We start from the raw sequence: 24,387 nt of genomic DNA on the forward strand, positions 1-24,387 counted from the left end.
GCGAGGACCGACCGGGCGACCAGACCGACGTCCGCATGGACGACGACCTCGCGCTGCGGCCCGAGCGCGAGGCCGTCGTGGGCTCGGCGGGCGGACGCGAGCCGCGCGGCGACGGGCGGCGCGACAGGCGTGAGGGCCGGTGGCGGGGTGATCGGCGGCGCGGCGAGCGGGCGATGGTTCCTGAGGCCGACTTCCGTTCCTACTACGGGCTTCCGGTGCTCAACGAGCCGACGTGGCACGACTACGACATCGCCGGCTACCTGTTCCTGGGCGGCCTGGCGGGCGCCTCCTCGATCCTGGCGGAGGCGGCCGAGCTGACCGGCCGGCCGCTGCTCGCGCGGGCCGGCAAGGTGGGAGCCCTGTGCGCGATCGGCGGCTCCTTCTACGCCCTCATCCACGACCTCGGCAAGCCGGCCAGGTTCGTCAACATGCTGCGGGTGTTCAAGGTGACCTCGCCGATGAGCGTCGGCACCTGGATCCTCAGCGCGTACGGCCCGCAGGCCGGGCTCGCCGCGGTCACCGCCGTCACCGGCCTGTTCCCGCGCCTCGGCCGGGCCGCGAGCGCCGGGGCAGGGCTGACCGGGGCGGCGGTCGCCACGTACACGGCGGTGCTGGTCGCCGACACCGCCGTCCCGCTCTGGCACGACGGGCACCGCGAGCTGCCGCTGCTGTTCGCCGGGTCGGCCATGGCCGCGGCCGGCGGGCTCGGGCTGCTCGCCGCGCCGCTCGCCGAGGCGGGCCCGGCCCGCGGCACGGCCCTGCTCGGCACCGCGCTGGAGGCCGCCGCGGCCCTGCGCATGGAACGCCGGCTCGGCCCGGTCGCCGAGCCGCTCAAACAGGGCAAGGGCCGCCTGGCCCGGCTCGGCGAGGTGCTGTCGGCGGCGGGGGCACTGCTCGGCGCGACCGCCGGCCGCCGCAGCCGGGCCGCCGCCGTCGTCGCGGGCGCCGCGCTGCTGGCCGGCTCCGCCTGCACCCGGTTCGGCGTCTTCCACGCGGGCGTCGCCTCGGCGAACGATCCCGCGTACACGGTGGAGCCGCAGCGCGCCCGGCTGGCCGCGCGGGAACGGCAGGAGAACGGCGTGCGTGAGTAGGCGTTTCCCGGGCAGGAACCATCGCCATGGACCCCCTCGGCATCCTCGCCCTCGTCGCCCTGCTCGCCGGCATCCTGGTGGCGCTCTCGCAGAAGGTGTGGCCGGTCGCGCTGCTGTGCACCGGCCTGTTCCTCGCCGTGCTCTCCGACGCCGGGATCATCGCCGGCTGACCCCGCCGCCGGGGCGGCGGCGCTCTCCTCGGGCGAACGTGCGCCGTACGAGGTTGACGACGACCACGCCCAGCAGGAACCCCTCCATGAGCTTGCCGAGCAGCCGCCACGGCCCGTCCGGCGGCGCGTCCGCGTCGCGGCGGGCGGCCCGCCCCTTCGTGTCCCCGGCGTTGCCCATCAGGCCCCCGTTCCCCCGGCGTGCTTCTCCCCATCCGGTAGCCTGCCCCGCCTGACCGGCCGCATGCCGGGGCCGGGCGGCTCGCCACGCCAGCGATCTGGGGAAACTTGTCCCTGCTTGCCCGAGACGCGATCATGGAACTGCTTCCCCCGCCGACCTCGTCACGGGAGGAAGCCGTGCCCGCGAGCCGAATCGAGCGAACGTGACCGCCGCGCTCGGCACCGCCGCCCTGGGGTGCGGGCTGGCGGCCTCGCTGGTCTCCGCTCTCGCCTGGCATCGCGGCCGTCCCGCGGCCCTCGCCGTACGGGCCGGGCGGGCCGCGCTCGGGTGCGCGGCGCTGGCCGTGGCGCTCCAGGTGGCCGGGCTGATCGGGCACGAGCCGAGCGGGCACCAGGGGCACGGAGTGCCGCTCTCCGACACGGTGACGAGCCTGTGGTCGGCGCTCGAAGCGTCGCTGCTGCTGTGGCTGCTCGCCCTCACCGGCGTCGCCGCCGTCGCGGGGCGGCGGCACCGGCCTGGCGACCGGCTCCGGTCCGTCGCGATGGCGTCCGTCATGCTGGTGTGCGCCGTGTTCTTCGCCGTCAGCGCCCTCACCGGGCGGCCCGTCGTCCCGGCCGCCGCCGACGGGCCAGGCCCCGGCGCGCTGCTGCACCTCGGCTCGGCCGCGCTCGCCGTGCCCTTCGGCCACGGCGTGGCCTGCCTGGTGACCGGCCGGACCGAGATCGGGACGATCCGGCGCTGGACGCTGGCCGCCTGGGTGCCGCTGACCGCCGGGATCGTGCTCGGGGCGTGGTGGTCGTACCGGGCGCTGGGGTGGGGCGGCTCCTGGGAGTGGGACCCGGCCGAGAACGGGGCCCTGATGCCGTGGCTGCTGGCCACCGCGCTGCTGCACGCGGCCCCGTCACGCGCGATGCGGCCCTGGGTGGCGCCGCTGGCGCTGGCCGCGTTCCTGCTGGTGCCGCTCGGGATGTTCCTGGCCGCGAACGACGCCACGCCGCCCGGGACGGCGCTGCCGGTGACCGTGCTGCCGGTGACCGCGCTCGCGGGGGCCGCCCTGCTGGGGGTGCTGGCGGTGACGCTCGTGGGGGCCCGCGCGCTGCTCGCCCGGCGCGAGCCCCGCCACCCCGCGTGCCCGGATCCGCTGCTGCTGCTCGGCTGCACGCTGCTCGCCGTGCTGGCCGGGACGGTGCTGCTCGGCCTCCTGCTCCCGCCGGCCGTGGAGCTGCTGCGGGGCGAGCGGCCGGAGGCGGGACCGCCGTACTACGAAGGGACCCTGGTCCCCGGCCTGCTGGCCCTGCTCGCCCTGATGGGCGCCGCCGCCCGCGTCCGCCACCCGCGCGACGGCACCGCCGCGGGGGAGCGGCATGACGGCACGGCCGCGGGGGAGCGGCATGACGGCACGGCCGCGGGGGAGCGGCATGACGGCACGGCGCTGGGGGAGTGGCGCGACGGCACGGCGCTGGGGGAGCGGTTCGGGGGCGCCGCCGCAGGGGTGGGGCGTGGGCTGGCCTGGCCGCTGGGCGTGGGTGCCGGCACCGTGGCCGCACTGGCGTTCACCGGGCCGCCGCCGGTCATGGCGCTGGCCGCGTTCGGGCTGGCGGCGTTCGTGCTGGCCGCGGTCGCCGGGCGGCTGCTCGCCCGGACCGGCGGCGAGCCGATGGGGCTGCGCCGCGCGGGCGGGCTCGTGGCGCACGCCGGGATCGCCCTGGCCGCCGTCGCCGTCGCCGCCTCCTCCGGCTACGCCGAGGAGGCCACGGCCCGGGTGTGGACCGGCGGATCGGTCCTGGCGGGCGGCTACACCGTACGGCTCGAAGCGGTCGAGCGCGACGCCCACGCCGCCGCGACGACGATCATCGCCGTGGTCAGCGCCGCCCGCGAGGGCACGGTCGTGGACGTCCTGCGCCCGTCGCTGACCACCTACCCCGCGAGCGGCGGCCCGCCGGTCGCCCGCCCGGCCGTCCGCAGCGTGCTCCTCCACGACCTGTACGTCTCCGTGACGGACGCCGGCGAGGACGGCAGGACGGCGGTGCTGCGCGTCGCGGTCAACCCGTTCATGAGCCTGCTCTGGGCGAGCGGCGCGATCATCGCGCTGGGCGGCCTCCTGGCGCTCATCGGCGGCCGGGGCCGCCCCCGCACGCCGCCTCCCGGCCCAGCCTCGGTGCCGCGCCCACGGCGGGCGGCGGCGATGTGACGCGGGACGCGTGGGGGCCGTCAGGCGCAGGGGGTCCTGGCGTCGTCCGGGCTCGTCAGCAGCGACGCGGCGGCGGCGACGTCCTCGGCGGCGCGGAAGTGCTTGTCCAGCCCGGTCACGAGCAGGAGCCGCGACAGCCGGGGACGCAGCCCGCTGAGCACCAGCCGCCCGCCCGCGGACTCCACCGCGTTCGAGGCCCGGATCAGCGCGTTGAGCCCCGAGGAGTCGCAGAACTCCACCGCGGCCATGTCGGCCACGACCAGCGGCGGCGCGGCCTGCGCGATCGCCTCCGACAGCCCGTGCTGGAACTCGTCGGCCGAGGCGAGGTCCAGATCTCCTGCCGCGCTCAGCACGGCGACGCCGCCCTGTTGAGTGACGATCCAGGAGAAACCGGATTCATCCGCGTCTGCGTGCATCATGACGTTCCTCCGTCTAGCCGGCCTGCCTGCACCGGTGCGCGGCGGCCTGGTCCATCTTTGCACAGTGCAATAAGGGCAACGAGGACGAACGCGCACGCGCCGCCCTGTCGAGACCGGGTCACGGCTTCGTCCTCACCAGCTCGGCGAGCGCCTCCTCCAGCGTTTCCCGCGTCTCCACACCGTCGAGCGGCCGGGCCGGCTCGGGCTGGGCGGCGACGATCAGCCGGCCGCCGGCCTCGCGGGCGTGCCGCCCGGCGGCGGCGATGATGAGCAGGGCCTCGGCGTCGATCTCGCCCGCCCTGCGGGCGTTGAGCACGACGAGCGGGACGCCGCGCAGGGCCAGGGCCGTCGTCAGGCTCCGCCGCAGCACGAGCACGTCCGGCCCGGTGAACGAACCGACCAGGTCGAGGACCACGACCGTGCCGCACACCCACGGGCGCACTCGGGACGAGGTGCCCTCTCCGTGTGCGGAATCGGATGTCATCGTGAGCTTCCTCTGCGGGCACGGCGAAACGACGCCGACCAGACTTCCCGGCTCACCTGCAAGCCACCGTAGCAGAGCATTGCCTGATGCAAGAATGCCCGCCTCCGGTGCGTTCCCGCGTTTCCGCTGGTGCACATGGGGCAGTCGGCGCTCGTGCAGGACGACGGGGTACAGGGCGACGGGGTACAGGACGACGTGGTGACCGTGACGCCGTGCGAGGACGGTCCGCTGCTGGTCCGGGGCGCGTTCATGCTGGTGACTCAGGACGGGGAGCCGATCGACCCGGGGCGGGCCACGGTGGCGCTGTGCCGGTGCGGGGGCTCGTCGACCAAGCCGTTCTGCGACGGCACGCACAAGGCGATCGGCTTCCGCGCCTCCAGCGCGCCGGACCCGCCCCCCGCCGCCTGACGGCGCAGCCATCGCGGCGAGTGGGCGGCGACCTTGAGCCTGCGCCCGGCGTACGGGACCCCGCCGCGCAGCGCGGCGGCGACGGCGAGCCAGCTGCACGTGCCCCGCTCCAGGATCCACACCGGGGCGAACAGCGACGCCTCCCACGGGAACATCCGCCGGCCGCCCGCGCGCCGCCGTCCCGCCTCGGCCAGCGCGACCGCGACGGCGGCCCCGGCGGCGGGCAGCCCCGGCCTGCCCCGCAGGAGCGCGGCGGCGCAGGCGGGCAGCACCGACAGGAACAGCGCCAGCCGCACCGGCTGCGCCAGGTCGTCGTACGCCTGCCGGACCCGCTGCCCCCAGAAACGGGACGCGGCGGGCGGCAGGCGGCGCACGTACAGGCCGGGAGGCGCCAGCTCGACCCCGCCGTGGGCGCGGACGGTGCGGATCAGCTCCAGGTTCTCGAACAGCACGTCGCCGTCGTAGCCGCCCATCCGCTCGAAGAAGGAGCGGCGCACGCCGAACGTGCCCGGGTAGTCCGTTCCCACGGCCCGGTTGAGCAGGGTGCGGGCGGTGTCCCAGCGGGCGTGCCAGGGCAGCGGGGAGAAGTAGTTCTGGGGGCGTACCAGGTCGGCGTGGCCGAGCAGGCGGCGGACGGCGGCGAGCCCGTCGGCGTCGTAGCGTACGTCGTCGTCGGCGATCACCACGTGCTCGGCGCCGGCCAGCCGCATGCCCGTCAGCACTCCGGCGACCTTGCCGTTGGCGCAGGTCAGGCCGGGGTCGGGCGGCACGTGGACGGCGAGGCCGCGCCAGCGGCGGGCGTGCCGGGCGAACAGGGCGGGCGGGCTGCCGTCCACGACGACGATCGCGGCGTGCCGGGACAGGCGGCGTAGGTACGCGGTCAGCTCGTCGAGGCCGTCGTCGTCGTCCCAGCGCAGCGGCAGGACGTAGGCGAGCTCCGGCGGGCGAGGGAAAGGCGTCGGACGGCGGAAAGGCATCGGACGACGGGAGGGCATCGGGCGGCTCCGGGCAGGCGGCGGACGGTCGTGTGCGTACGGCGCCGGACCGCCCCGGGGGGTCGGCGATGCTCCTGCCGTCTGGCGATACGGCCTGCCCGGGCACGAACCGCCCAAACGGCTATGATCTTCGCCATGACCGCCCTGCGCCCGCTCACGGACGCCGACGCCGCCGTGATCGCCTCCTGGATCGACAGCGGCGACGCGCTCGTCCTGTGGTCCGGGAAAGCCGGCTTCACCTGGCCGTTCGACGGCGGGCAACTGCTCGATTTCCGCGCCGCCGACCCCGCCCGCCGGCTCCTCGTCGCGCCGGGGCCGGACGGCCGGCCGGTCGGCCACGTCATGCTCCGCCCCGACGGCACGCCCCGTTCGCTCCGCCTCGGCCTGGTCCTCGTCGCCCCCGGGTCCAGGGGGCGCGGCCACGGCGAGGCCCTGGTCCGCGCCGCACTCGATGCCGCCTTCTCCGACCCGGACGTCGAGCGGATCACCCTGGGCGTCTACGCGCACAACCACGGCGCCAGGCGGCTCTACGAGCGGCTCGGCTTCCGCGAGGAGGAGGTCCACGCCGGCTCCGTCCAGGTGGGGGAGACGTGGTGGACGTCCGTCACCATGGCCCTGTCCCGGCCGGCCTGGCTCAGCGGGTGAGCACCTCGAGGTCGCCGGAGTCGCTGGAGACCTTGATCGAGCGCGGCGCCGACGCGTCGTTGGCGGCGGTGATCCGCTTGTCGCCGGAGTCGGTCCTGGCCTCCACCCGGTACGGCCCCGCGGGCACGCGCACCACCGTGTGGCCGGAGTCGGTCTCGGTCGTCACCGCGTCCGGCTGCCCGGCGAACTCGAGCGTCATGTCCCCCGAGTCGGACGTCGCCGTGACCCGGCCGCCCGCGAGGCCGTCGGCCTGGATCGTCCCCGAGTCGGAGCGCACCCGCACCTCGCCGGACAGCCCCGTCAGCGTCAGGTCCCCCGAGTCGGAGCCGACCTCCACCCGCACGCCCTTCGGCACCTCCACGCGGTAGCTCACCTCGCACTCGACGCCGACCGCGCCCAACCCGAACGTGTCGGGGCAGTCGTAGGCAAGATCCAGCGTGCCGCTCCGCACCTCGTGGCGGGTCTCCGGCTTGTTCTTGCGCCAGTGAAGCCGCTCGGTCACCCGCACGGTGCTCCGGTCCGAGCCCAACAACTCCACGGTGCCCGAGTCGACCTCGACCCGCAGTCCCGTCACCTCGCCGGGCACCTCGTAGGAGGACCTGGCCTGGGACGCGGGGCCCGCGATCCCGCATCCGGCCGCCGTCGCGGTCAGCCCCAGCACGCCTGCGATCAAGGTCGTCCTCTTCATGGTCATGTCGCTCGATTCTGGCTCGACGGACCGTACGTCACCGACTCTAGGGACGGGCCGTCGAGCCCGGCATTGCCGCCGTCCCCCGATGGATGGTAGGGAAAGCCCTACCATGGGCGCGGCTGGGCGCGCAGCCGGCGCAGCATGCGGGCGTCCTGGAAGCCGACCGCGCGGGCGGCCGCCTCTACCGTGGCGCCCTGGCCGATCAGGTGCTCGGCCCGCTCGCGCCGCAGGAGCTGCTGGTAGGCCAGCGGCGTCAGGCCGGTCGCCCGCGTGAACAGCCGGGTGACCGTGCGCGGGCTGCATCCCGCGGCGGCGGCGAGGCCGGACAGGGGGAGCGGCTCGGTGAAGCGGGCGTCGATGAGGTCCTGGACGCGGTGCACGGCGTCGCTGAGGTGGGCGCGGTGCCTGAGCATGGCGCTGGCCTGCCGCTCGTCGCCGTTGCGGCGGGCGTAGACGACCATCTCGCGGGCCACCCGGGCGGCCGCGCCGGGGCCGTGGCGGGTGGCGACGAGGTGCAGGGCGAGGTCGATGCCGCTGGCGATGCCCGCCGAGGTGATGACCCTGCCGTCCTCGACGTAGAGGACGTCGCGCACGACCGTCGCCTTCGGGTAGCGGGCGGCCAGCTCGTCCTGCAGCTCGTGGTGGGTGGTGCAGCGCCGCCCGTCGAGCAGCCCGGCGCGGCCCAGCGCGTCGGCCCCCGCGCACACGCTGGCCACCGTGCCCCCGGCCGCGTGGTGGGCGCGCAGCGCGTCCAGCGCGGCCGGGCCGAGCTCGCCCCATCCGGCCGGCGTGGGGCTCGCCCGCCAGCCCGGCACGACGAGCAGGTCGCCGGCGGCCGGCTCGGGCCAGGTCGTCCCCGCCGTCAGCGTGAGCCCCTGCGCGGTGGGGACGGACGCGCGCTCGGCGACGTAACTCAGCGTGTAGCCGAGGCCGAGGTCGCCGGCCGTGGAGAAGACCTGGGCGGGGCCGGCGAGGTCGAGCAGGTGCAGCCCGGGCACGAGGACGAAGGCGACGCGGGTCACGATCCGGTCAGCCTACCGGGCTCGGCGCCCCGGTCAGCTCGGCGACCGTCCTGATCGTGGCGAAGCGGCCGGCGAGCGCGTACTCGGTGCGCTCGACGATCGCCTCCACGCCGAGCGTGCGGGGGTCGGCGAGGATCTCCTCCACCGACGCCCCGGGCGGCGCGTCGCGGTGCGGGATCGGCGTCGTCGCGGTCGCGTCCGTGACGAAGGAGACGCCGAAGCCGAGGTCGTTGCCGATCCTGGCGGTCGTCTCGCAGCACTGCTCGGTGCGGATGCCGCACACGACCAGCTCGCCGACGCCGTGCCGGGTGAGGATCTGCTGCAGGTTGGTGGTGGTGAAGCAGTTGTGCGAGGTCTTGGTTATCCGTTCCTCGCCGGGCAGCGGGGTCAGGCCGTCCATGAGCCGGACGTACCCGAGCGCCGGGTCGAAGGCGTCGCCGGTGCCGGGCTCGCTGTGCAGCACCCAGACGACCAGGTCGCCCTCGGCGCGGGCCACGTCCACCAGCCGGGAGACCGGCCCGGTGATCCCCGGGTTGTACGCGGCCCGCCACAGGGGCCGCCGCAGGAAGGACTGTTGCACGTCGATGACGAGAAGCGCTCTGTTCACGCACCCAGTCTCGGCCGCGCCGCCGCCCCGCCGTAAGGCAGGATCGGGCCCCGATGCGGACGGATCCGGTCACGGCATCGGGGCTGTGCGAGGATCACGGACGACCAGGAAGGAACTCCTTGCCATGCCGACACCCTGGGCCACGCACCTCGACGGCCGCCCGGCGACCGCCGAGGACCTCGCCCCGCTCGCCTTCGCCGGCGACGCCCACTTCACCGCCATGCAGGTCCGCGGCGGCCGCGTACGCGGTCTCGACCTGCACCTGGCCCGGCTGCGCCTGGCCTCCGCCGAGCTGTTCGGCCGCGACCTGGACGACGAGCGCGTGCTCTCCTGCCTGCGGGCGGCCGTCGCGGCCGGCCCGCCCGATCTGTCGCTGCGGGCCACCGTGTACGCCGCCGAGCAGGGCTCGGGACTGCGGATCCTGGTCCGCACCGGGCCGCCCGCGACCCCGCCGGAGGGCCCGCTGGCGCTGGCGGTGGCCGAGCACGAACGGTTCCTCCCCGCCGTCAAGCAGACCGGCGAGACGGCGAAGGCGTACTTCCAGCGCCGCGCCGTGGCGGACGGCTACGACGACGCCGCCTTCGTCGACCGCCGGGGCCGCCTCAGCGAGGCCACCATCTGGAACCTCGCGTTCTGGGACGGCTCCGCCGTGGTGTGGCCGGTGGCCGGCCGGCTGGAGGGCGTGACGATGGCGATCCTGCGCCGCCGGCTCGCCGCGAGCGGCGTCCCGCAGGCCGACCGCGAGGTCACCGTCGCCGATCTGCCCGGACTGTCCGGGGCCGTGGTCATGAACTCCTGGACGCCCGGCATCCCCGTACGCCGCGTCGGCGATGCGGACCTGCCCGAGGCCGGGGCGTTCGTGAAACTGCTGCACCAGGCATATCTGGACGAGCCGCTCGCCGGACTGGAAAAATCTTGCTCCCCCCGATGAGTTTTTCTGTCAGCGCGGGTCCATAGAGTGCGAGCGTTTCTCATAGGAGGCAATGATGCGAGACTTCAAGACCCACACCCTTGACGTGCCCGGCGCGGTCCTGCACTACGAGGTGCGCGAAGCCGTCGAGGAGTCGGGCAAGCCCGTGCTGCTGCTGGTCGGCTCGCCCATGGGGGCCGCGGGGTTCGCCGCACTGGCCGAGCGGCTGCCGGAGCGCACGATCGTCACCTACGACCCGCGCGGCGTCGGCGAGAGCCGCAAGACCGGCGAGCCCGGCGAGAAGTCCACCCCCGAGCAGCACGCGGACGACCTGCACCGGATCATCGACGAGCTCGGCGGCGGGCCCGTCGACCTCTTCGGCAGCAGCGGCGGCGCGGTCAACGCGCTGGAGCTGGTGTCCCGGCACCCTGAGCAGGTGCGCACGCTCGTCGCGCACGAGCCGCCCGCCGCCCAGGTCCTGCCCGACCGCGAGCAGGCGCTGGCCGCCATCAAGGGCATCGGCAGGACCTACGAGCGGGACGGGTTCGGCCCGGCGATGGCGCAGTTCATCACGATCGTCGGGCTGAAGGGCGAGATCCCGGCCGACTTCGCCGACCAGCCCGCGCCCGACCCGGCCATGTTCGGGCTGCCGGCCGAGGACGACGGCAGCCGCGACGACGCCCTGCTCGGGCAGAACCTCATCAGCTGCACCCACCACGAGCACGACTTCGCGGCGCTGCGGGCCGCCTCGACCCGCATCGTCATCGCCGTCGGCGCCGAGTCGGAGGGGGAGATGGCCTGCCGCGGGGGCCTGGGGGTCGCCGAGCGCATCGGCGTCGAGCCCGTCACCTTCCCCAGCAACCACGGCGGCTTCCTCGACGACACCTTCGGGATGCCGGGCGACCCCGACGGCTTCGCGCTGAAGCTGCGCGAGGTGCTGGAGGGCTAGGAGCTCGCTGCCCGGGGCCGGAGGACCACTCCGGCCCCGAGCGTGATAACGGGTGGGCCGGAGCGTCTGGGTTCTCTAGGGTTGGGCGTGGTTCGACCATGTCCCCCCTCCTAAGGAGACGTTCGCGTGAAGAACAAGCTTCTCGCCCCGCGAACCGGCCTCATCGCCGCCTTCGCCATGGCCGCCACCCTGGTCACGGCCTCCCCGTCCGGCGCCACGACGGTGAGCACCACCACCAGCGCCACCACGGCGAGCACCACCACGACGGCCGCGGCCCGCCCGCGCAACGGCGCCATCCTGTTCGACCGCATCAGCGGCGGCCGGGGCGTACTCAAGATCAAGAACGGTCTGCGGACCGACGGCGTCGTCATCCTGGTCCGGGGCAAGACCAAGGCCATCAGCATCTACGTCCGCGCCAAGTCGACGGCGAGCATCAAGGACGTGCGCGACGGCACCTACCGGCTCTACTTCACCACCGGCTACGCCTACAGCAAGTCCCGGCACCGCTTCACCCGCGCCGCCACCTACCAGCGCTTCAACGACCGGCTGCGCTACTACACGACCGCCACGGCCTCCCGGATCTACACGCTGACCCTGCACCCGGTGCGGGGCGGCAACGCCGGCACCCAGCACGTGAACCCGAAGGACTTCCCGGCCTGATAGTACATTTCCCGCATGCTGACCCATGAGCGGGAGATCACCGAGCCCGTGGACCTCTGCCTGCCCGACGGCCGCCTCAATCCGGCGGCCGTCGGCTGGACCCGACGCCCCCTGCACCGGGCCGAGCTGCGCGGGTGGGGCCGTCGCAAGCGCTGGGAATACTGGGGGATCGTGACGCCGACCCACATCATCGGGCTGGTGGCGTCGTCGCTCGACTACGCCGGCGTCCACGGCGTCTACGTGCTCGACCGCGCCTCCCGCGCGGAGGTGAGCCACGACGCCGTGGTGCCGCTGGCCCGCGGCGCGCGGTTCCCGCAGGTCAGCGGGGCGGGCCCGGTCCGGGTCGCGGGCGGCGGCGTCCGCGTCGAGATCGACCAGGAGCCGGGCGGCACCCGGCTGCGGGCGTACGCGCCCGATCTGACTCTGGACCTGGAGATCCCGCTGCCCGAGGGCCACGAGTCGCTGGGCGTCGTGGTCCCGTGGGGGCCGCGGCGCTTCCAGTACACCGTCAAGGACGTCGGCCGGCCGGTGCGCGGCCGGCTCGTGCTGGGCGGCGCCGAGCACGAGGTGGGCGAGGGCGCGTTCGCGGTCCTCGACCACGGGCGCGGCAAGTGGCCGTACTCCGTGGTCTGGAACTGGGCCGCCGGCCACGCCCCCGGGCTGTCGGTGCAGCTCGGCGGCAAGTGGACCGACGGCACCGGGTCGACCGAGAACGCGCTGTTCGTCGACGGCCGGCTGCACAAGATCGGCGCGGAGCTGGAGTGGGTCTACGACCGCTCCGACTGGCTCAAGCCCTGGCGCATCGCGGGCGATGGCGTCGAGGTCGAGTTCACCCCGTTCCACGAGAAGATCTCGCGTACGGAGCTGGGCGTCGTCGGCTCCGAGACGCACCAGTGCTTCGGCCACTTCGGCGGCCGGGTCAGGGCCGGCGACGGCTCCTGGGTGACGCTCGACGGGCTCACCGGCTGGGCCGAGGAGGCACGCAACCGCTGGTGACCCGCCCCCGCGCGGCAGCGGCGGGCGCGGGCCGTATGCTCGCGCCAGGGAGCGGCCGCACGGCCGCGTCCGGGTCCGATGGAAGTCCGCGGGACGCACCGGTCGAAACCCCGGGGCGGGCCCGCGGGAAGTCTGCGGGAAAAAGGAGCGCCGTGACCGACATGCTCGCCGCCCGGCTGCACGTGCCCACCAACGAGCTGCGCATGGAGCGCGTCCCGGTCCCGGAGCCCGGCCCCGGGCAGGTGCGCGTCGCGGTGCGCGCCGCCGGGGTGTGCCTGTCCGACGTGCACCTGCTGGACGGCACCCTGCGGCCCGCGTGGCTCCCCGGCGACACGGTCACGCTCGGGCACGAGGTGGCCGGCGTGATCGACGCGCTCGGCGCGGGCGTGGACGCCTGGACGACCGGGCAGCGGGTGCTGCTCCAGGCCGGGGAGCTGGACCTGCGCGGCGTCGTGCTCACCCGCGGCGTCGACTACGACGGCGGCTACGCCGAGTACGCCCTGGCGAGCGCGACGACCGTGGTGCCGATCCCCGACGGGCTGCCGTTCGAGCAGGCGTGCGTCATCCCCGACGCCGTCTCCACGCCGTGGGCCGCCGTGACCACGACCGCCGCCACCCGGCCGGGCGACGCCGCCGCCGTGTGGGGCGCGGGCGGCCTCGGCGCGCACGCCGTGCAGCTCCTGCGCCTGGTCGGCGCCGCCCCGGTGATCGCGATCGACCCGCTGCCCGCCGCCCGCGAACGGGCGCTCGCGCTCGGCGCCGACGCCGTGCTCGACCCGGCCGACCCGAAGCTCCGCGACACCGTCATGGACCTGACCGACGGGCTCGGCCTGGACGTCGCCCTCGACCTCGCCGGCGTCCCGGCCGTGCGCGAGCAGGCGCTGACGGTGCTCGGCCCGGCCGGCCGGCTCGTCGTCGTGGGCCTCGCCGGGCAGCCCATCACCATCCCGAACGACATCGGCCTCGCCTACTTCCGCCAGTCGGTGCTCGGCCACTACGGCTCCGCGCCGCAGGACGTCCAGCGCCTGGTCAGGCTGGCCGGGCGGGGGCGGCTGGACCTGAGCGGGTCCGTCAGCGACGTGCTGCCGCTCGCCGAGGCCCCGGCCGCGCTGGACCGGCTGGCCCGCAAGGAGGGCGACCCCGTCCGGCTCGTGCTCGTCCCCTGACCCGGCGTCTGACCCTGCGCCGCCGGGATCAGGGCTGGTCCTCGTCCGCCCGCGTCAGCAGGTCCTGCTCCAGGACCGCGTCGAGCTGGAGCTCGCGGTAGCCCGCCTCCTCGAACAGCACCGTCAGCCGGTCCTCGCCGCGCTGGATCACCTGGCCGGGACCCCACGTACGGTGCTCCACCCGCGCGTGCAGCGGGAACGGCCCGCCGCCGGGCGCGGGGGGCCGCGCGGCCGTTCCCGCCCGGCAGTTGTCGCAGTTGCCGCACGGCTCCGGCAGGTGCTCGCCGAAGTAGCCGAGCAGGAAGCGGCGGCGGCAGTCCTCGGTCTCGGCGTAGCGGCGCATCATCTCCAGGCGGGTGCGCTCCACCTCGCGCCGCCGCTCGGCCAGCTCCCGCGCCAGCGCCGCGGCCTCGGCCGGCTCGGGCGCGCCTGGCACGGGGTCCACGCGCCGGGTGCCGAGCCGGGCCGTGCCCACCCGTTCCAGCAGGTCGAGCAGACCCGTCAGGCGGCGCGGGGACAGGCCCGTACGCTCGCGCAGCTCCTTGCGCCCGGCGCCGGGCCCGGCCGCCACGACCGCCGCGGCCACCTCGGCCAGCGTCCCGGCGTCCGGCACGCCGCCGGTGAAGTAGCGCTGCAGCCCCAGGTCCTCCGGACGGTAGAACAGCACCGCGGCGGCCGGCTCGCCGTCCCGTCCCGCCCGGCCGATCTCCTGGTAGTACGAGTCCGGCGACCCCGGCGCCTCGGCGTGGAAGACGAACCGCACGTCCGGCTTGTCGATGCCCATCCCGAACGCGTTCGTCGCGACCACCACCTCCAGCCCGCCGCCCATGAACCGGTCGTGCACCTCGTCCCGCTCCCGGCGGCGCATCCCTGCGTGGTAGGCCGCCGCCCGCACGCCCGCCTCGTTCAGCAGGTCGCTCAGCTCGCCGGTGCGGCGGCGCGTGGTCGTGTACACGATCCCGGGCCGCTCCTGCTCCGCCACCGCCGCGACGATCTCCGGGGCCGGGTCGGCCAGCATCCGGCGGACCTCCAGCGAGATGTTCGGCCGGTCGAAGCCCTGCACGAGCTCCACCGGGTCCCGCATGCCCAGCCGCTCGACGATCTCCGCCCGCACCGGCGGGGCGGCGGTCGCGGTGAGCGCGGCGATCACCGGCCGGCCCAGCGCCTCGGCCACCGACCCGAGCCGCAGGTAGTCGGGGCGGAAGTCGTGCCCCCACGACGACACGCAGTGGGCCTCGTCCACCACCATGAGCGACGGGCCGGCGGCCTTCAGCTCGTGGATCACGTCGGGCCGGGCGAGCTGCTCGGGCGCGCAGAACAGGAACTCCGTCTCGCGCGCCCGCAGCGCCTCGAACGTGGCCGTACGCTCCCGTGCCGAGGTGCGGGCGTCCAGGCTGGCCGCGTCCTCGTCGTGCTCGCGCAGCGCCTCCACCTGGTCGCGCTGCAGCGCGATGAGCGGCGACACCACCAACGTCGGGCCCTTCAGCAGCAGCGCCGGCACCTGGTAGATCGCCGACTTGCCACTGCCCGTCGGCATCACCGCGAGCGTGTCGCGGCCCTCCGCCAGCGCCGTCATGGCGGCGAGCTGGCCCGGACGCAGCTCCTCCAGCCCGAGCGCCTCCCGCGCCACCCGTTCGCACTCCGCCGCCGCCTCGCCCATGTCCCCACCTCGCCTGTCTTCCTCGTCCCACACCCCTGCCCGCCGGTCCCGCCTCCAGCCCCCCGGGGCGCTGGACGCCCGGAACCGGGCGGATGCGAAGATCGTGGGATCGGCGTGACGGAGGTGCGGTGATGCCCATCTGGCTGGAGGCGGGGCTCTGGGGTGCGCTCGCCGGAGGCGCGCTGCTCATCGGGGCCGCGATCGCCTGGTTCCGGCGCGTCCCGCCGCGCGCGATCGCCACGATCATGGCCTTCGGCGCCGGCGTGCTCATCGCCGCGCTGTCGTTCGAGCTGCTGGACGAGGCCGAGCGCACCGGCGGGCTCGTCCCGACCGCGGCGGGCTTCCTCGGCGGGGCCTGCGCGTACGTGGCCGCCAACGCGCTGCTCGCCCGGCACGGCGCCCGCCACCGCAAACGCTCCGGCGCCCAGCAGCCCAGCGAGGCCGACGTCCAGGGCAGCGGCGCGGCGATCGCCGTCGGCGCCCTGCTCGACGGGGTGCCCGAGTCGGTGGTGCTCGGCCTGTCGCTGCTCGGCGGCGGCGACATCGGCCTCGCCGTGGTCGCCGCCGTCTTCATCTCGAACGTCCCCGAGGGCCTGTCCAGCGCCGCCGGCATGAAGCGGGCCGGCCGCGGCCCCGGCTACGTCTTCGGCATCTGGGGCGGCATCGCCCTGGCCAGCGGCCTGGCCGCGATGCTCGGCAACCTCGCGCTGGAGTCGGCCTCCCCGGCCACCATCGCCGTCATCATGGGCGTGGCGGCCGGGGCCATCCTCGCGATGGTCGCCGACACGATGATCCCCGAGGCGTTCGAGAACGCCCACCTGCTGACCGGCCTCATCACCACCGCGGGGTTCCTCACGGCCTTCGCCGTCGAACGGCTGGCCGCCTGACCCCCGTCAGGGGGACAGGAACATCGGGTTGTCGTGGCACGTCCCGTCCGGGCGGCGGCGTACGGACGAGATGGCGTCGCCGAACTGCCACTGCTGCTCGTGCAGGTCGTAGAGGCTCTGTCCAGGCAGGACGCAGTACGACCTGCCGCGGTAGGTGTCGTGCTGGTAGACGACCCAGGCGTTGACGTCCTGGTTGACGATGGAGCTCACCCGGTCGCCCCCCGAGCCCGAGATGTCGCCGTTGGTGGCCGTGAACGACCAGGAGGTGCCGGCGAAGCCGCTGTCCTGGAACAGCACGAGCGGCCCGGCCGCCTGAGCCGGGACGGTGGCCGCCGTCACGGCGACCACCGCCGCGGCCGAGACCGCCGCGGCGATGCGGATGTTCCTGTGCATGGTGGTGCCCCCGTCGAGTAGTGGTCGGTCTTCCTACTCCCGCTGGGCGTTCCAGCACGTTCCACCCCGTTCCACGGACCCTGCTAAAATGGAGCAACACGTCGAGCCTTTCCGGCCGGAGCCGTCTCCGCAGCCCGGGGAGGCTTTTTTCATGTCCATTCAGCAGAACACCGCAGGAACGTGGCGGCTCGGCGGCGAGCTGCCGGTCAACAGGATCGGGTTCGGCGCGATGCGCCTGACCGGCCGCACCGCCTTCGGCTCCCGGCAGGACCGGCCGACGGCGGCCGCCCTCCGCGAGCGCGCGATCGCCGTGCTGCGCCGCGCGGTCGAGCTCGGCGTCGACCACATCGACACCGCCGCCTTCTACTTCTCGCCCCTCCTGTCGGCCAACGAGCTGATCAACCGGGCGCTCGCCCCCTACCCGGACAACCTGGTGATCGCCACGAAGGTCTGGGCGGGCCGCGACCCGTCCGGCGAGTGGTGGTGGGCCCGGCCCGAGCAGCTTCGCGGCCAAGTCGAGGAGAACCTGCGCCAGCTCGGCCGCGACCGGCTCGACCTGGTGAACCTGCGCGTCCCGCCGAGCCACAGGGACGCGCCGCTCGCCGAGCACTTCGGCGCCCTCGCCGAGCTGCGCGAGGCCGGGCTCGTCCGGCATCTCGGGCTCTCCAACGCCACCGCCGCGCACCTGGCCGAGGCCCGCGCCATAGCGCCCGTCGCGTGCGTCCAGAACGCCTTCGGCATCGGCGCCCCGGCCGCCGAGCGCGAGCTGCTGCGCGCGTGCGGCGAGCAGGGCATCGCGTACGTGCCGTTCTTCGCCATCGCCGGCGCCGGCCGGGAGGCGGGCGCGCAGGCGGCCGAGGACGAGCGGGTGCTGGCCGTCGCCCGGGCGCGCGGGGCGACACCGGCGCAGGTCAGGCTCGCCTGGACGCTCGCGCAGGGCCCGCACGTCCTCGCCATCCCGGGCACCGGCGACCCCGTCCACCTGGCCGAGAACGTCGCCGCCGGAGCGCTGCGGCTGTCCGCCGAGGACCTGGCCCTCCTGGGCTGAACCGCCTGCGGCCCGCTCACTGAACGCCGAAAGTCTCCTCCAGGTAGGCCATCGCGCCGACCGGCTCCTCGGCGAAGAACATCAGCTCGGTGAGCGGGCGCGGCAGGAAGCCCTCGTCCTCCATGCGCTGGAACTGCTGCTTCAGCCCGTCGTAGAAGCCGGCCGTGTTCAGCAGCACGACCGGCTTGTCGGTGTGGCCGTGCTTCTTCAGCTCCAGGATCTCGGTCGCCTCGTCCAGCGTGCCGGTGCCGCCCACCATGATGACCACCGCGTCGGCCTTCTCCAGCAGCAGCCGCTTGCGTTCGGCCAGGTCGGCGGCGATCACCATGTCGTCCACGCCGCGGCGCGCCTTGTGCGCGAGGAAGTGCACCGACACGCCCATCAGCCGCCCGCCGGCGGCGTGCACCCCGTCCGCGACCACCTTCATCAGCCCGGCGTCCGAGCCGCCCCACACCAGGGTGTGCCCGCCCTTGCCGATCAGCTCGGCGAGCTCGCGGGCGGGGCGGGTGTAGGTGTCGGCCAGGTCGGCGGCGGAGAGGAAGACGCAGATGTTCATGCGCACACCCTAGGCCCGCCGCGTCCGCCGGAGAGCCGTCAGGGACCGGCCCCGACGCGGGTGCCGGTGACCAGCTCGGGGTGGATCCGGACGACCACCCCGATGTCCTCGCCCGGCCACGGCCGCAGCAGGCGCAGGGCGCGGGCGATCTCCTCGTCGCTCTCCACCAGCCCGGCGCGGCCGGTCAGCACGATGCTCCACCCGTGGCGGGTCGCCGTGTCCAGCACGTCCGCCTCGTACACGACCGGCGCGACCTGGGAGAGCAGCGGGACGACCGGGCAGTCCTCCGGCAGGCCGACGAGCACGTCCTCGCCGTCCATGACGTGGCTGACCAGCCGGATGCCGGGCAGGGCGCGGCTGATGAACACGAGCCTGCCGAAGGTCACGTTGCCGAGCAGGCGCAGGCCCTCCGGGCGGGACAGCGGGCGGCTGACGGTTCTTGGCTGGGTCGATCGGTACGGCACACCGAAACCTTCCTGCAGCCGGCCCCGCCGCCGGTAGGGACCAAAGTCCCTTGTTCGGGACGCTCCGGGTCACCCCGCCCGCGCCCGGCCCCGGCGGGCGCGATAGAAGAGTGGCCATGCCGTTCCACCCCGAGCTCGCCAGGAAGCTGGCGCCGCTGCGCGGCGTGACCCGCGAGGACCTGGCCACGGACCCGGAGGCGCAGCGCCTGTTCGCCGAGTACGTCCGCGACCCGGCCGAGTGGTCCCTGCCGGCCGGCGTCACCGTCGAGGACGTCACCCTCGACGGGCCGCACGGCCCGATCCCCGTCCGCACCTACCGCACCACCGGCACCCCGGGCAGGGCCCTGCTGTGGGCGCACGGGGGCGGGTTCGTCTTCGGCGACCTGGACAAGCCCGAGGCCCGCGTGGTCAGCGCCGAGCTGGCCGCGCGCACCGGCGCCTTCGTCGTCTCGGTCGGCTACCGGCTGGCCAGGGACGGCGTGCGCCATCCCGTGCCGATCGACGACGTGGACGCGGCCTGGCGGTGGCTCACCGGCGAGGCCGCGCCGGGGGTGCCCGCCGCGCTGGGCGGGGCCAGCGCGGGCGCGGCGCTCGTCCTGGCCACCGCCCTGCGCGCCCGCGACCGCGCACCCGACGGGGGAAGCGCCCCGGACCTGCTGCTTCTCGCCTATCCGTTCGCGCACTACCCGAACCCGGCCCTCGACGACGACGTGGCCGCCGAGATGCGCGAGCTGCCGCCGTTCACGCGCTTCCACCCGGCCGACGTCGAGCGGATGGTCCGCGCCTACGTGGGCCGGATCAGCGACGTCCCGCCCGACGCGCTGCCCGGCGCGGCCCGCCTCGACGGCCTGCCCGCCACCCGCATCCTGCTGTCGGAGTACGACGACCTGCGCGCCTCGGGCGAGCTCCTGGAGCGCCAGCTGCGCGAGGCCGGGGTGCCGGTGAGCACGTACCTGGCGTGCGGCATGCCGCACGGGCACCTCAACCGGACCCCGGCCCTCGACGAGGTCGACGCCTCGCTCGGCTACTTCGCGGCCGCGCTCGCCGCCGGCTGACCGCCCTGCTCCGCCGTCTCCGCCGATGTCTCCGCCGGGGCGGGGCGGCGCAGGACGGTGACCGCCACCGCGAGGGCCGCGACCAGCAGCCCGGCCGCGATGCCGAACGCGAGCCGGTACCCGCCGGTCAGCGCCTCCGCCTGCGACGTCCCCGCGGCCAGCAGGTCGCCGGTGCGCCCGGCGGCCATCGTGGACAGCAGCGCGACGCCGACCGCCATGCCGACCTGCTGGGTGGTGTTGAACAGCCCGGAGGCGAGCCCCGCGTCGCTCTCCCGCGCCCCGGACATGCCGAGCGTGGCCAGGGCGGGCAGCACCAGGCCGCCGCCCGAGATCAGCAGCATGGGAGGCAGCAGGTGGACGGCGTACGCGGCGTCCGCCGGCACCTGGGACAGCAGCGTCATGGCCGCCACCAGCATGGCCAGCCCGGTCACGAGCACGGCGCGGGCGCCGAACCTGGCGGCGAGCCTGGCGGAGGCGAACAGCGAGATCGAGCCGATGCCGACCGCGGCCGGCAGCATCGCCAGGCCGGTCTCCAGCGCCCCGTAGCCGAGCACGCGCTGCATGTAGAGGGCGACGAGGACCTGGAAGGCGAACATCCCGGACAGGGCCAGCATCTGCGCGAGGTTGGCCCCGACGACGTTGCGCGAGCGCAGGATCCGCAGCGGCATGAGCGGCGTGCGGGCCGTGGCCTGCCGCGCGACGAACCCGCCGAGCAGGGCCAGCGAGAGCGCGCCGAGGCCGAGCGTGTGGGCCGACAGCCAGCCGTGCTCCTCCACCTTGACCACCGCGTAGATGCCCAGCATCAGGCCGGAGGTGACCAGCGCGGCGCCGAGGACGTCCGCGCCGGCCCGCAGCCCGGCCCCCCGGTCGGCGGGCAGGGCGCGCAGCGCGAGCGCCAGGGTGACCACGCCGATCGGCACGTTGACCAGGAAGATCCACGGCCAGCTCAGGCCGTCGGTGAGCACCCCGCCCAGGACCTGCCCGATGGACGCGCCGGCCGCGCCGGTGAAGCTGAAGATCGCGATGGCCTTGCCGCGCTCGGCCGGCCCGGAGAACAGCGTCACCAGGATGCCCAGCACCACGGCACTGGCCAGCGCGCTGCCCACGCCCTGGAGGAAGCGGGCGGCGATGAGCACGCCGGGGCCGGTGGCCAGGCCCGCCAGCAGGGAGGCGGCCGTGAAGATCGCGTTCCCGGCCAGGAACATCGCCCGCCGCCCGATCAGGTCGCCGAGCCGCCCCGCCAGCAGCAGGAGCCCTCCGAAGGGGATCAGGTAGGCGTTGACCATCCAGCTCAGACCGGCGGCCGAGAAGCCCAGGTCGTGCTGGATGGCCGGCATCGCCACGGTCACGATGCTGCCGTCGAGGATGGTCATCAGTCCCGTCGCGGACAGCACTCCCAAGGCTGTCCAACGCGAGTCGAGCATGTTCCGCACAGGTCTCTCCCGTCTCGTGACAGGTGAGACCTTAACAGATAGTTCCGTTGTAGACGATCCTCTTTGGACCTATTTTGCGCGCTCCCGTGCCCTGCGGGCCTGCACCGGGCCTTCGACGGGGGCGGCCAGATGGCCGGTGACCAGGCGGTTCAGGGCGCGGACCAGGACCTCGCGCTCGTCGTCGGGCAGCGTCTGCAGGGCGTCGCGGTGCACGCCGTCCACGACCTCCTGGCTGCGCCGGGCGATTGCCGCGCCCTTCTCGGTGACCGCGATGATGCGCGCCCGCCGGTCGGTGCTCGACGGGCGGCGCTCGGCGTAACCGGCCTTCTCCAGCGCGTCCACCGTCACCACCATCGTGGTCTTGTCCATGTCGCCCAGCTCGGCGAGCTGGATCTGGGTGCGTTCCGCCTCCAGCGCGTGCACCAGCACGCAGTGCATGCGCGGCGTCAGGCCGATCTCGGCCAGCGCCGCCGCCATCCGCGAGCGCAGCGCGTGGCTGGTGTGGTCGAGCAGGAAGGACAGGTCGGTCTCGGCGCGGGCGGGTGCCATGGCGGTCATGTTCCTCAGCGTACCCACACCGTCCCGCTGCGGATTATCCGTGACCTGACTATGCGCCGTCGGCCGGGGCGGGGGAGCGCAGGGCGGCCTCGGCGATGCGCAGCGCCTCCTCCGCGCCGAGCCCGAGCGCGGCAACCGTGGCGGCGTAGTCGGCGGCGGCCCGCCGGGCGCGTTCCCGCGTCTCCTCGCCGGCCGCCGTCACGAACGACCCGGCCCGCCCCCGGGTCTCGATCAGCCCCGCCTCCTCCAGCTCCCGGTAGGCCCGGCCGACCGTGTTCACGGCGAGCCCCAGGTCGGCCGCGAGCCGCCGGATGGTCGGCAGCCGCGCCCCCACGGCCAGCGTCCGGTCGTGGATCTGCCCGGCGAGCTGGGCCCGCAGCTGCTCGAACGGCGGCACCGGCGAGCCCGCGTCGATGACGATCATCCCAGGCTCACGATCCGCCTGGCCATGGCCGCGCTGTCCGGCGTACGGGTCTGGATCACGACGAGGGCGGCCAGCCCCAGGAGCACCAGGCTGAGCGAGGCGGCCCGCCACCAGCCGGGCGCCGTGCCGAACAGCAGCACCATCGGCAGGCACCACACCGTGCCCGGCGACGTGCTCTCGCGGGCGTCCTCGATCCGCATGATCACGTCGGCGGTCAGCGACAGCTCGTCCTCGGCCACCACCGGCCGCGCCAGCAGGTCGCGCACCTGGAGGAGGGCGACCGCCCCGACGCCGGCCAGGGCGACGAGCAGGACGAGCGCCGCCTGGCGGACGCCGGCGCCGTCGAGGGTGAGCGCGCTTCCCGCCAGTGCCAGGGCCGCCGCGTACGTGCCCGCGGTCCAGAGGGCGTACGGCCGGCCGAGCAGGGCCCGCCAGCCGGGCTGCACCGGGTGCGCGGCCCGCCGGGCCAGCGCCGCGCCGGCTCCCCGGTCGATCCGGCGTACCCATGCCTCCAGCAGGGTCCGCGTCACCAGCAGCGCGGCGACCAGCCCGGCCAGCATCAGCAGCGGCCACCACGTCCAGGACTCCGATCCCGGCCCGCCAGGGGCGGCCAGGAAGAGGTTCAGCTGCGCCAGCGCCGCCGCGATGATCAGCACGGCCAGCATGAGGTGGTCGGCCAGCCGCGCGCGGCGCCGCGCCGCCAGCCGGGCGGCGAGCAGCGGCGTCGGCCGCGCCTCGCCGAGGCCGTGCCGGGCCAGCCAGTCCCCGGCCTGGCGCACGTCTCCGGGCCGTACGCGCACCCCTGGCCCGCCTGTTCGCTCGTCCGTCATGACCCGCTCCCTTCTGTCGCAAGCTTTGTCTCAATATAGTGAGACAAAAGGTGCGACAAAGTCAACGGGCGAAAATCTGGTTGCCCGGCTTCTGGCCGCTCCCGTAAGGTCGGGGACATGCGCCTTTACCTGTGATCCGCGCTCAGCGGCGACCAACCCGACGTCTCAGTTCATCCCAGACGCGGCAGCCGTGCGTGTTGCCCGACCGGCGTGAGCCGCGTCCCCGATCCCGGTGAAGGAGCTTCCTCATGCGTGCCCGCTCAGGCAAGACCAGCAAGAACGACAAGACCCTGCCCGGCCTCCCGGCGCCCCGGCGGCTGCCGAAGCTGCCCGCGCGGCCGATCGCGCCGCCGCGCCGCATCCCGTCCAAGGGTCGCTGACCTGCGACGACGACGCCGCCCCCGCCCCGTGCCGGCGGGGGCGGCGTCATGTCCGCCCCACCCGCGGCAAGATCGTCGCTAGATTGCGGGGATGGCCTTACCCCTCCGGCGGACCGGCGCGATGATCCTCGCGGCCGGCCTCGCGCTCACCACGACCACTCCCGCCCTCGCCGCGGCCGACCGGGTCCTGCGGGTCTACCAGGACAACATCGAGAACCTGGTGCGCAACAACCCCGACGGCACCTGCACCCGCGTCTCGGGCCCGGACCACCTCACGTCCATGCTGGTGGACGACGACGGCAGGACCGGCACCAGCGGCGTCCGGCCGCCCGACCTGCTGATCGTCCAGCAGGTACGCGGCGCCGGCCAGGCCACCGCCTACGCCGACCAGCTCTCCGCCAAGTTCGGCTACCCCGCGGGCACGTACCAGGCGATCGTGGCCTGGGACGACCCCGAGCCGTGGGGCGGCAGCCACAAGTGCAGCGTCCAGTCGCTCGGCGACCTGAAGAAGAAGCAGACCAACGGCATCCTCTACAACACCCGCACGCTGAGCCTCGCCGCCGGCGACGTGTCGAAGTACTGGAGCGCGGGCTGGCTCAAGCCGGGCACCGCGTACGCCGGCGGCGCCGGCTGCACGCTCTACAAGCCGCCGAGCAACGACGACGGCAGCGCCTACGCCCACAAGTGGAAGCGCACCAGCGCCATCGCGGCCCGCTTCACGATCAAGGAGACGGGGACGGCGGTCTTCGCCGCCACCCTGCACCTGCCGGAGCAGAACGGCGCGAACGCCTGCGGCGGCGCCGGCTCCACCGGCATCGGCGGCACCGGCATCCACGTCGGCGCGGACGCCACGAGCCTCATGAACGCCTCCGCGATCCGCGTGCTCGGCGTGGACGCCAACCGCACCGGCATCGCCCGCACCGCCCTGTCCGGCTTCGGCATGACCGGGTACGGCGCGAAGCCGACCATGGGCTCCAGGAAGATCGACTACCTGTTCGTCAAGGGCACGGTGCGGCCGTCGGCCGTCGACCACACCGTGAGCGGCACCAAGTCGGACCACCTCGCCCTGTACGCGTTCATCGACTACTGAATCGACCACTGAGTCGGCCACTGGATC

The 24,387-nt window shown here is 74.8% G+C and carries 29 protein-coding genes and 1 pseudogene; 15 read left to right on the forward strand and 15 right to left on the reverse strand.

Features of this window, described 5'->3' with window-relative positions; all coding sequences use genetic code 11:
* The first annotated feature begins 35 nt into the window (after window positions 1-35).
* Window positions 36-1,091, forward strand: a complete 1,056-nt coding sequence (gene nrfD / locus ACBR40_RS03080; RefSeq protein ID WP_371247580.1) for an NrfD/PsrC family molybdoenzyme membrane anchor subunit — start codon at window positions 36-38, stop codon at window positions 1,089-1,091.
* Between the two features lie 26 nt (window positions 1,092-1,117).
* On the forward strand, window positions 1,118-1,261 hold the full coding sequence (locus ACBR40_RS03085; RefSeq protein ID WP_344216510.1) for a hypothetical protein: 144 nt from the start codon (window positions 1,118-1,120) through the stop codon (window positions 1,259-1,261).
* On the opposite strand, the gene ACBR40_RS03090 is transcribed toward ACBR40_RS03085, so the two are convergent.
* Window positions 1,248-1,439 (reverse strand): hypothetical protein, encoded by a 192-nt coding sequence (locus ACBR40_RS03090; RefSeq protein WP_371247279.1) that lies wholly within the window; start codon window positions 1,437-1,439, stop codon window positions 1,248-1,250. The two genes, ACBR40_RS03085 and ACBR40_RS03090, sit on opposite strands and share 14 nt — an antisense overlap.
* 202 nt (window positions 1,440-1,641) lie before the next feature.
* Here ACBR40_RS03090 and ACBR40_RS03095 point away from each other — a divergent pair, with 202 nt between their 5' ends.
* Complete coding sequence (locus ACBR40_RS03095) at window positions 1,642-3,630, forward strand: cytochrome c-type biogenesis CcmF C-terminal domain-containing protein (protein WP_371247280.1); 1,989 nt, start codon at window positions 1,642-1,644, stop codon at window positions 3,628-3,630.
* Between the two features lie 20 nt (window positions 3,631-3,650).
* Here the strand turns inward: ACBR40_RS03095 and ACBR40_RS03100 are convergent, their stop codons facing one another.
* The gene (locus ACBR40_RS03100; RefSeq protein WP_371247281.1) at window positions 3,651-4,049 is read right to left on the reverse strand and encodes an STAS domain-containing protein; all 399 of its coding nucleotides are present in this window, start codon (window positions 4,047-4,049) and stop codon (window positions 3,651-3,653) included.
* A gap of 118 nt (window positions 4,050-4,167) precedes the next feature.
* Entirely contained in the window at window positions 4,168-4,533 is a 366-nt protein-coding gene (locus ACBR40_RS03105; protein WP_371247282.1) for a hypothetical protein, read from the reverse strand.
* Between the two features lie 135 nt (window positions 4,534-4,668).
* On the opposite strand from ACBR40_RS03105, the pseudogene ACBR40_RS03110 reads away from it, so the two are divergent.
* Window positions 4,669-4,830, forward strand: a pseudogene (locus ACBR40_RS03110) (hypothetical protein); the annotation flags it as partial.
* Here ACBR40_RS03110 and ACBR40_RS03115 read toward each other — a convergent pair.
* Entirely contained in the window at window positions 4,794-5,918 is a 1,125-nt protein-coding gene (locus tag ACBR40_RS03115; protein ID WP_371247283.1) for a glycosyltransferase family 2 protein, read from the reverse strand. The pseudogene ACBR40_RS03110 and the gene ACBR40_RS03115 overlap by 37 nt on opposite strands.
* Before the next feature lie 153 nt (window positions 5,919-6,071).
* Between ACBR40_RS03115 and ACBR40_RS03120 the strand changes: the two genes are divergently transcribed.
* Window positions 6,072-6,581, forward strand: a complete 510-nt coding sequence (locus ACBR40_RS03120; RefSeq protein WP_371247284.1) for a GNAT family N-acetyltransferase — start codon at window positions 6,072-6,074, stop codon at window positions 6,579-6,581.
* Here the strand turns inward: ACBR40_RS03120 and ACBR40_RS03125 are convergent.
* The 3 genes from ACBR40_RS03125 to ACBR40_RS03135 form a co-directional block, all read right to left on the reverse strand.
* Window positions 6,571-7,275 (reverse strand): DUF4097 family beta strand repeat-containing protein, encoded by a 705-nt coding sequence (locus tag ACBR40_RS03125; protein ID WP_344216497.1) that lies wholly within the window; start codon window positions 7,273-7,275, stop codon window positions 6,571-6,573. The genes ACBR40_RS03120 and ACBR40_RS03125 overlap by 11 nt on opposite strands.
* Window positions 7,276-7,376: 101 nt before the next feature.
* On the reverse strand, window positions 7,377-8,294 hold the full coding sequence (locus ACBR40_RS03130) for a GlxA family transcriptional regulator (RefSeq protein ID WP_371247285.1): 918 nt from the start codon (window positions 8,292-8,294) through the stop codon (window positions 7,377-7,379).
* Between the two features lie 7 nt (window positions 8,295-8,301).
* Window positions 8,302-8,901, reverse strand: a complete 600-nt coding sequence (locus tag ACBR40_RS03135) for an isochorismatase family protein (RefSeq protein WP_344216493.1) — start codon at window positions 8,899-8,901, stop codon at window positions 8,302-8,304.
* A gap of 124 nt (window positions 8,902-9,025) precedes the next feature.
* Here ACBR40_RS03135 and ACBR40_RS03140 point away from each other — a divergent pair, with 124 nt between their 5' ends.
* The 5 genes from ACBR40_RS03140 (at window position 9,026) to ACBR40_RS03160 (ending at window position 13,582) form a co-directional block, all read left to right on the forward strand.
* On the forward strand, window positions 9,026-9,832 hold the full coding sequence (locus ACBR40_RS03140) for an aminotransferase class IV family protein (protein ID WP_371247286.1): 807 nt from the start codon (window positions 9,026-9,028) through the stop codon (window positions 9,830-9,832).
* 55 nt (window positions 9,833-9,887) lie between these two features.
* Window positions 9,888-10,760 carry an alpha/beta fold hydrolase gene (locus tag ACBR40_RS03145; protein WP_371247287.1) on the forward strand — a complete coding sequence of 291 codons (873 nt, stop codon included), beginning with the start codon at window positions 9,888-9,890 and terminating at the stop codon, window positions 10,758-10,760.
* Window positions 10,761-10,886: 126 nt separating this feature from the next.
* Window positions 10,887-11,420 carry a hypothetical protein gene (locus ACBR40_RS03150; RefSeq protein ID WP_371247288.1) on the forward strand — a complete coding sequence of 178 codons (534 nt, stop codon included), beginning with the start codon at window positions 10,887-10,889 and terminating at the stop codon, window positions 11,418-11,420.
* 15 nt (window positions 11,421-11,435) lie between these two features.
* On the forward strand, window positions 11,436-12,416 hold the full coding sequence (locus tag ACBR40_RS03155; protein ID WP_371247289.1) for a DUF2804 domain-containing protein: 981 nt from the start codon (window positions 11,436-11,438) through the stop codon (window positions 12,414-12,416).
* 161 nt (window positions 12,417-12,577) lie between these two features.
* Window positions 12,578-13,582, forward strand: coding sequence for a zinc-binding dehydrogenase (locus ACBR40_RS03160; RefSeq protein WP_371247581.1), 1,005 nt, complete (start codon window positions 12,578-12,580; stop codon window positions 13,580-13,582).
* Between the two features lie 28 nt (window positions 13,583-13,610).
* On the opposite strand, the gene ACBR40_RS03165 is transcribed toward ACBR40_RS03160, so the two are convergent.
* Window positions 13,611-15,242, reverse strand: coding sequence for an ATP-dependent DNA helicase RecQ (locus tag ACBR40_RS03165; RefSeq protein ID WP_371247290.1), 1,632 nt, complete (start codon window positions 15,240-15,242; stop codon window positions 13,611-13,613).
* Between the two features lie 131 nt (window positions 15,243-15,373).
* Here ACBR40_RS03165 and ACBR40_RS03170 point away from each other — a divergent pair, with 131 nt between their 5' ends.
* On the forward strand, window positions 15,374-16,129 hold the full coding sequence (locus ACBR40_RS03170) for a ZIP family zinc transporter (RefSeq protein ID WP_344216481.1): 756 nt from the start codon (window positions 15,374-15,376) through the stop codon (window positions 16,127-16,129).
* Window positions 16,130-16,135: 6 nt separating this feature from the next.
* Here ACBR40_RS03170 and ACBR40_RS03175 read toward each other — a convergent pair whose 3' ends face one another.
* Complete coding sequence (locus tag ACBR40_RS03175) at window positions 16,136-16,522, reverse strand: beta/gamma crystallin-related protein (protein WP_344216479.1); 387 nt, start codon at window positions 16,520-16,522, stop codon at window positions 16,136-16,138.
* 151 nt (window positions 16,523-16,673) lie between these two features.
* Here ACBR40_RS03175 and ACBR40_RS03180 point away from each other — a divergent pair, with 151 nt between their 5' ends.
* Complete coding sequence (locus ACBR40_RS03180; protein ID WP_371247291.1) at window positions 16,674-17,570, forward strand: aldo/keto reductase; 897 nt, start codon at window positions 16,674-16,676, stop codon at window positions 17,568-17,570.
* Window positions 17,571-17,586: 16 nt separating this feature from the next.
* Here ACBR40_RS03180 and ACBR40_RS03185 read toward each other — a convergent pair whose 3' ends face one another.
* Both ACBR40_RS03185 and ACBR40_RS03190 read right to left on the reverse strand, forming a co-directional pair.
* Window positions 17,587-18,126, reverse strand: a complete 540-nt coding sequence (locus tag ACBR40_RS03185) for a TIGR00730 family Rossman fold protein (protein WP_344216475.1) — start codon at window positions 18,124-18,126, stop codon at window positions 17,587-17,589.
* Between the two features lie 38 nt (window positions 18,127-18,164).
* Entirely contained in the window at window positions 18,165-18,590 is a 426-nt protein-coding gene (locus tag ACBR40_RS03190; RefSeq protein ID WP_371247292.1) for a pyridoxamine 5'-phosphate oxidase family protein, read from the reverse strand.
* Between the two features lie 50 nt (window positions 18,591-18,640).
* On the opposite strand from ACBR40_RS03190, the gene ACBR40_RS03195 reads away from it, so the two are divergent.
* A complete protein-coding gene (locus ACBR40_RS03195) occupies window positions 18,641-19,645 on the forward strand; it encodes an alpha/beta hydrolase fold domain-containing protein (protein ID WP_371247293.1) in 1,005 nt (334 codons plus the stop codon).
* On the opposite strand, the gene ACBR40_RS03200 is transcribed toward ACBR40_RS03195, so the two are convergent.
* The 4 genes from ACBR40_RS03200 to ACBR40_RS03215 all read right to left on the reverse strand — a co-directional run bounded on the left by ACBR40_RS03200 (window position 19,615) and on the right by ACBR40_RS03215 (window position 22,890).
* On the reverse strand, window positions 19,615-21,018 hold the full coding sequence (locus tag ACBR40_RS03200; RefSeq protein WP_371247294.1) for an MFS transporter: 1,404 nt from the start codon (window positions 21,016-21,018) through the stop codon (window positions 19,615-19,617). The genes ACBR40_RS03195 and ACBR40_RS03200 overlap by 31 nt on opposite strands.
* Before the next feature lie 129 nt (window positions 21,019-21,147).
* Complete coding sequence (locus ACBR40_RS03205) at window positions 21,148-21,636, reverse strand: MarR family transcriptional regulator (protein WP_344216467.1); 489 nt, start codon at window positions 21,634-21,636, stop codon at window positions 21,148-21,150.
* A 49-nt stretch (window positions 21,637-21,685) separates the two neighbouring features.
* Entirely contained in the window at window positions 21,686-22,060 is a 375-nt protein-coding gene (locus ACBR40_RS03210) for a GntR family transcriptional regulator (RefSeq protein WP_371247295.1), read from the reverse strand.
* Window positions 22,057-22,890: a hypothetical protein gene (locus ACBR40_RS03215; protein ID WP_371247296.1), complete on the reverse strand. Its 834-nt coding sequence runs from the start codon at window positions 22,888-22,890 to the stop codon at window positions 22,057-22,059. The genes ACBR40_RS03210 and ACBR40_RS03215 overlap by 4 nt, the downstream gene beginning before the upstream one ends.
* 248 nt (window positions 22,891-23,138) lie before the next feature.
* Between ACBR40_RS03215 and ACBR40_RS03220 the strand changes: the two genes are divergently transcribed.
* Together ACBR40_RS03220 and ACBR40_RS03225 are read left to right on the forward strand one after the other, a co-directional pair.
* Window positions 23,139-23,270, forward strand: coding sequence for a hypothetical protein (locus tag ACBR40_RS03220; RefSeq protein ID WP_329576677.1), 132 nt, complete (start codon window positions 23,139-23,141; stop codon window positions 23,268-23,270).
* 91 nt (window positions 23,271-23,361) lie between these two features.
* A complete protein-coding gene (locus ACBR40_RS03225; protein WP_371247297.1) occupies window positions 23,362-24,360 on the forward strand; it encodes a hypothetical protein in 999 nt (332 codons plus the stop codon).
* The last annotated feature ends 27 nt before the right edge of the window (window positions 24,361-24,387 follow it).

The sequence above is a fragment of the Nonomuraea sp. AD125B genome (assembly GCF_041402765.1).
In the GTDB taxonomy this organism is placed as follows: domain Bacteria; phylum Actinomycetota; class Actinomycetes; order Streptosporangiales; family Streptosporangiaceae; genus Nonomuraea; species Nonomuraea bangladeshensis.